We start from the raw sequence: 7,159 nt of genomic DNA on the forward strand, positions 1-7,159 counted from the left end.
CCGCATGAACAACGCCGTGCCGTCGTCGGCCTCGCGCAAGGTGACGTTGAACGACGTCGCCCGCCTGGCCGGGGTGTCGGTCGCCACCGCGTCCAAGGCACTCAACGGCCGCAAGCAGGTGCGCGCCGAGACCCGCGCGCGCGTCGTCGAGGCGGCCGAGCAGCTCTCGTTCTCGCCGAACGAGCTGGCCCGCAGCCTGCTGGCCGACCGCACCGGCACCGTCGGGCTGCTGACGAACGACCTCGAGGGCCGGTTCTCCATCCCGATCCTCATGGGCGCCGAGGACGCGTTCGGCGCCGACAGCGTGGCGGTCTTCCTGTGCGACGCCCGCGGCGACGCCATCCGCGAGAAGCACCACGTCCAGGCACTGCTCAGTCGCCGGGTCGACGGCCTCATCGTGGTCGGCAGCCGCACCGACCCGCGCTCGTCGCTGGGCCGCGAGCTGCCGGTCCCGGTCGTCTACGCCTACGCACCGTCGGAGGACCCTGACGACCTGTCCATCGTGGTCGACAACGTCGGCGCCGGCCGCAGCGCGGTCGACCACCTCGTCTCGACCGGGCGCACCCGCATCGCCCACATCACCGGCGATCCCACCTACGGCGCCTCGCAGGAGCGCGCCGAGGGTGCGCTCGCCGCGCTCGCCGGCCATGGCCTCGAGCTCGTCGGCGAGGTCCGGTTCGGGTCCTGGACGGAGAGCTGGGGCCGCGCCGCGGCGTCCATGCTGCTCGGCCAGCACCCCGAGCTCGACGCGATCCTCTGCGGCAGCGACCAGGTGGCCCGCGGCGTCATGGACGCGCTGCGGGAGCACGGCCGCGCCGTGCCCGACGACGTCGCGGTCATGGGCTTCGACAACTGGGAGATCTTCACCAGTGGTGCACGCCCGGCTCTGACCAGCGTCGACATGAACTTCGAACGGCTCGGACGGGTGGCGGCGCAGCGTCTGTTCGCCGCCATCGACGGAGAGCCGCGGTCCGGGGTCGAGGCGCTGGACGCCCGCGTGGTGATCCGCGGCTCGACCGTCCCCGGGTAGCAGGTGGCGCCCCGGCCACGGGACGTCCGCCCGGCGAAATGTGAACGCTAACAACGCTGCATCGACCGAGAGGACACGGTGATGTCGGGACGAACCCTCAAACGAGCCATCGCGACCGCGACCAGCGGCGTGATGGCCTGCGGCGGCCTGGTGCTGTTACCCGGCGCCGCGTACGCGGATACGCACGTACTGCCGGGCAACGAGAGCGACGTCGGCCTCTACACCGACGGCCTGACCGACACGATGGACATCGGCGACCCCGCGTTCCTCAACGCCGACGAGGTGGAGGCCGCGCTCGAGCCGGGCGTGCCGTACACCGCGGGGAGCATGCACCAGTCGATCTTCGAGAAGGACCTCGCCGCCGGCGGCACCGACTACTACCTCGACCGCATCCTCGGCGTCCGCGGGACCAGCGGCAACGGCGTCCTGCAGACCCGCGGCCGCACGCTGTACCTGCGCGGCAACAGCAACTTCGGCGCCATGGGCTTCGCCGGCAGCGCGTACGCCGGCGGCCCGAACAACCTGGGCAACTTCTACACCGTCACCGTGCCCGGCCAGACCGTGGCCGAGGTGAGCGCCGATCGGTTCAACGCCCCCAGCCACGCACGCGGCCGGTACACCGTCGGCACGACCGGCGTGACCGCTGAGCAGACCAAGGCGATCACGTACGACAACGTCGCGGTCACCGCGCTCACGTTCCGCAACCCGGGCGCCGAGGCCGTCACGTTCACCGTCCGCGCCGCCGCGCCGCTCGCGACCACCTCGACGGACGCGGCCGACGAGCTGACCGGCACCCGGACGCTCACCAGCGGCGCCAACAACGGCCTCATCGACACCCCGTGGTCGCGGGTGACGGTCGGCCTGAAGGCCGTTGGTTTCACGCGAAACGGTGCCAACCTCGACCGCGAGGTCACCGTGCCCGCGGGCGGGTCGGTCGACCTGTCCGTCGTCGGCGTGCTCTACTCCGCCGGCATGCCGGACTCGGCCGACAGCTTCCACGAGTACGCCGAGCTGGCGCCGTCCGACGCCACCCGAACGGCGATCACCGAGTTCAACCGGCGCTGGGCGGCCGACATCCCCTACCTCGACGTGCCGAACGCGGCGGTCGAGAAGGCGATCGTCTACCGCTGGTGGGGCGAGCGCTACAACAGCCTCGACGCGAACGAGCCGGGCTACGTCTACCAGTACCCGACCACGATCGAGGGCGTGAACCTGTACCAGAACGCCGTCGCGCTGACCCAGCCGATGCACCTGCAGGACACCAAGTGGATCCGCAACCCCTACCTCGCCTACGGGCAGATCATGAACATCGGCGAGCTGTCCGGCTCGTCGGCGTTCCTCGACAGCCCCGGCCACACCAGCTGGAACAACCACTACTCGCAGTACCTCGGCACCGCGGGCCTGGAGGCGTACAACGTCCACGGCGGCGGCGCGGCGGTGGCGGAGCGGTTCGGCCGCTACTTCGAGGGTGATGGCGTCGGCCAGCTGGAGCACTACGACGGCAACGACGACGGCCTGATCGCGTACGACACCAACTTCATGCCCGGCAATGACGCCGACGCGATCAGCTTCGGCTACCCGAAGACGAACGCCGGGGCGCCGGGGGCGCGGACCATCGAGCGGCCGGAGTCGGCGTACGTGTGGGGCGCGTTCGACGCGGCCCGCCAGCTGTACGAGCAGGCCGGCGCGGACCCGGCGAAGGTCGCCGAGGTCGGCGCGGAGGCCGACCGGATCCGCGCGGCGATCCTCGGCCGGCTGTGGAGCGAGGAGATGCGGATGTTCCTCGCCGGCACCTCGCACGGTGCGACGTCGGGCGGCACGCAGAACCCGCTGACCGAGGCCGAGCGCGACCTCATCCCGGCGAAGGAGTCGAACCTCTACGACGTCTACGCGCAGAACCTCATCCCGTTCGAGGACCACGAGACCTACGTCGACGGCTTCCGGTTCCTGCGCTACGGCGACAACTTCCCGATCTTCCCGTTCTACACGGCCAACCAGTACGACCGGTCGAAGTTCGCGATCGGCGGCTCGAACAACTTCTCCAACATCAACTTCACCGTGCAGTACCGGGCGGTCCGGTCGGCGCTGCGGCACTACGACCCGGAGCAGAAGTACGTCACGCCTGAGTACGCCGCGCGGCTGCTGGACTGGATGGCGTGGAGCATCTACCCCGGCGGTGACGTGCGGGTGGCCAACCAGGCGGAGTACTACTCGAACTGGAACCCGGCGACGCGCACCTACAACCGCAACAACCCGAACCACGTGATGCTCGGCAACATGAACTACATCTACGTCGAGGACATGGGCGGCATCCAGCCGCGCTCCGACGACGTGATCGAGCTGTGGCCGGTCGATCTCGGCTACGACCACTTCATGGTCAACAACCTGCGCTATCACGGCAAGGACGTCACGATCGTGTGGGACGCCGACGGCTCCCACTACGGCCTGGGCGCGGGCTACAGCCTGTTCGTCGACGGCGAGAAGAAGGTCACGGCCGACGCGCTCGGCCGGTTCGTCTACGACCCGAGCGCCAACGAGGTCGTCGAGGCCGACGAGGGTCTGGACGTCGCGGTCGTCGCCGGCGCGGGCAGCGCGCTGCCGTCCGCCGTCGACACCGCGATCGACGACGAGCGGGTCGCGTCGTACCTGCGCACCGCCGGCATCGACCTCGGTGAGGACGCGCCGAACCTGGCCGCCGGCGCCGAGCTGTCGTCGTCGTTCACCCAGCAGGGCGTCCGGCCGACGCCGTGGCGGCAGTTCCACACGCCCGGTTGGAGCACCGGCTCGATGAACCACACGCCGGGCGCGATCAACACCACCGAGCGTCCGGTGTCGCTGGCCGCCGTGACCGACGGCAGCACCGTCAACGAGCCGTACTGGGGCAACTACGGCGGCACCGAGCCGGGCGGCTACGTCGAGCTGGACCTCGGCGAGCCGGTGCGGTTCGACAACGTCAAGGTGTGGTTCGTCAGCGACCGCCAGACCGGCGGCTACCGCGAGCCGCAGCGGTACACGATCCAGGTGCCGGACGGCTCCGGCGGCTGGGTCGCCGTGCCCGACACGTTCAAGTCGCCGAAGATCCCCGGCGCCAAGTTCAACGAGGCGCTGTTCGACGCCGTCACGACCGACCGGGTGCGGCTGGCGTTCACCAACACGCCGTCGTTCGCCACCGCGATCTCGGAGATCCAGGTCTTCGACTCCGGCCGCGAGGTGCCCGACCTCGTCAACGACCCACCGGCGGTGACCGTCACCGTCGACCGGTCCCGCGACGGCAACCTGTCCACGAACCTCGTCGGCACGATCACCGACGACGGCATCCCGGACACCGGCGAGCTGACCTACGGCTGGTCGGCGGTGTCGACGCCGGACGGCGCGGGCGTCATCTTCGGCGCGCCGAACGCGCTGGCCACGCCGGTCACCGGCACCGTCGCGGGGACCTACGTGTTCCGGCTGACGGCGTCGGACGGCGAGCTGACGACGCAGCGCGACGTCGAGGTGGCGCTCACGGAGAAGGCGACGTCGGCCGAGTTCGGCGCCCTGGCCGGCATCACCACCAGCGGCAGCGCGCCGTGGGAGAACCCGCTGCGAGTCAACGAGTCGACGACGCCGGCCAGCTCCAACCCCGGCGCCGGGAACGGCTGGGGCTCGTGGGGCCAGCCGAACAACGGCACGTCGCCGGCGACCGCGGCCTGGCTCCAGTACTCGTGGGACTCGCCGGTGCTGATCGGGTCGACCGACGTCTACTGGTACGACGACAACGGCGGCACCCGGATGCCCCGGGCCGACACCTACGTCGTCGAGCAGTCGGCGGACGGCCAGACGTGGACGCCCGTCACGCTCACCGGCGGTTCCACGTACGCCGGCGCGCTGACCCGCAACGCGTACAACCACCTCGACTTCGAGCCGGTGACCACCAGCCACCTGCGCATCCGCATCACCGGCGTGCAGGGCAGCGGCGCCGGGACGGGCGTGCTGCGGTGGCGGGTCAACGGCGACACCGTCAGCCAGGTGGCCAGTCCGGTCATCATGCGGACGGTGGTCGGCGAGGTCCCGGCGCTGCCGGCCCAGCTGGACGTCGAGTACGCCAGCGGCCCGCGTGGCACGCTACCGTTCACCTGGCAGCCGATCACGGCGGACATGGTCGACGAGACCAACGTCGAGCCGTTCGTCGTCTACGGCACGAACACGACGTACGGCCTGATCGCCGAGGCGCGGATCTACGTGCGGCCGGAGAACTCGCCGGGCGGCATCTCGATCCAGGGCGCCCAGCAGTTCGAGCAGTCCGTCGCCGTGGGCGAGCAGCCGCACCTGCCGACCCGCGTCGAGGTGTCGTACAACGACGGCTCGCGGGACAACCAGGCCATCGGCGTCGACTGGGACTTCGACGAGTCCGTGGTGAACACCCCCGGCATCTACACGATCACCGGTGACCTGATCCTGCCCGACTACGTGAGCGAGGCGGGCACCACGTCCACGACGCTCACGCTGACGGTGGGCGACGGCATCGCGCCGGTGGACGTGTCGGTGACGACCGAGGTGCGCTGCCTCGGGCGGCGGGCGGTCATCTCCGCGCGGGCGACGAACGGGGACACCGTCCCGCTCGACATCACCCTCGCGACGCCGTACGGGTCGCGGTCGCTGTCCGGCATCCAGCCGGGCGCCGCCGCGTACCAGCTGTTCGCCACCCGGGTGGACGACCTGCCCGCCGGCGAGGTGACGGTCACCGCCGCCACCGCCGACGGTGCGCGGAGGTCCGTGCTCGTGGACGACTACCCGGCGATCACCTGCGGGTCGTAGGCCCACCGCTCGACGTCAGGAGATCCCATGATCACGATCCGACGCGGCGGGCCGCTGGCCGTCGCCGTCGCGCTCGCCGCCGGGCTGCTCGGCCCGGTCGCGCCGGCGGCCGCCGCGGACCCCGTCACGTTCACGAACACCGAGAACCCGATCCTCGGCGACGGCAGCTACTACTCCGCCGACCCCGCGCCGCTGGTCGTCCCGGCCGGTGCGCCGGGCAACGCCACCGGCGCCGACCAGCTCTACGTCTACACCGGCCACGACGAGGCCGGCCCGACCCGCAACGACTTCATCATGAACGAGTGGGGCGCGTTCGTGACGTCCGACGTGGACTCCGGCGAGTGGACCCACCACCCGTCGATCCTGCGCCCGGAGCAGGTCTTCACCTGGGCGACCCCCGGCCGCGCCTACGCCGGGCAGGTCGTGCGCGGCGTCGACGGCCGCTACTACTGGTACGTCCCGGTCAACGAGGCCGCGAGCCCTGCCAGCGACACGTTCGGCATCGGCGTCGCGGTCTCGGACACCCCCACCGGACCGTGGACCGACCACGTCGGCGCGCCGATCATCTCGCAGCGGGTGCCGACCGCGAACACCATCCACAACATCGACCCGACGATCCTCATCGACGGCGAGGCGCCGAACCAGCGCGTCTACGTCTACTGGGGCAGCTTCGGCAACCTGCGCATGCTGGAGCTGGCGCCGGACATGAAGACCCCGATCGGCTCGGTCCGCACGGTCACCGGGCTGACCGGCTTCTTCGAGGCGGCCTGGATCTTCGAGCGGAACGGCACCTACTACCTGGCCTACGCGGGCAACAACGCCGGCCCGACGTCGGCCTGCACGCCGGCGAACTATCACGCGTGCATCGCCTACGGCACCGCGACATCGCCGGCCGGGCCGTGGACGTACCGCGGCACCATCCTGCCGCCGGTGTCGTCGACGACCAGCCACCCCGGCATCGTCGAGTTCGACGGGCAGTGGTGGCTGGCCTACCACACGGCCGACGCCGCGGGCGGCAACCACTTCCGCCGCTCGGTGGCGATCGACCGGGTCGAATGGGACGACACCCAGTCGCCGCCGCGGATCAAACCGGTCGTGACGACGCCGCCGAAGGTCAAGGACGTTACGCCGCGGGCCAACGTGGCCCAGGAGGCCACCGTCACGGTCTCGAACACGCCGGTCCCGACGCAGTACTGGGTGAAGGCGCTCAACGACGAGATCGTCCGGCCGAACCCGCTGCCGCCGGACATGTGGGGCACATGGACCGGCAGCAACCCGCCGCAGCAGTGGGTTCAGTACACGTGGGACCGGCCGATGCGGCTGGGCGGGGGG

At 71.0% G+C, this 7,159-nt stretch carries 3 protein-coding genes; all 3 read left to right on the forward strand.

All coding sequences use genetic code 11. The features are described from left to right. Window positions 1-4: 4 nt before the first annotated feature. Complete coding sequence (locus tag ACW62_RS09675; protein WP_053203880.1) at window positions 5-1,030, forward strand: LacI family DNA-binding transcriptional regulator; 1,026 nt, start codon at window positions 5-7, stop codon at window positions 1,028-1,030. 81 nt (window positions 1,031-1,111) lie between these two features. Continuing rightward, window positions 1,112-5,827, forward strand: coding sequence for a discoidin domain-containing protein (locus ACW62_RS09680; RefSeq protein WP_205629248.1), 4,716 nt, complete (start codon window positions 1,112-1,114; stop codon window positions 5,825-5,827). A 27-nt stretch (window positions 5,828-5,854) separates the two neighbouring features. Next, the coding region (locus ACW62_RS35160; RefSeq protein WP_205629249.1) for a family 43 glycosylhydrolase at window positions 5,855-7,159 on the forward strand (1,305 nt) is incomplete at its 3' end.

Origin of the sequence: Jiangella muralis (assembly GCF_001270745.1) — a bacterium.
In the GTDB taxonomy this organism is placed as follows: domain Bacteria; phylum Actinomycetota; class Actinomycetes; order Jiangellales; family Jiangellaceae; genus Jiangella; species Jiangella muralis.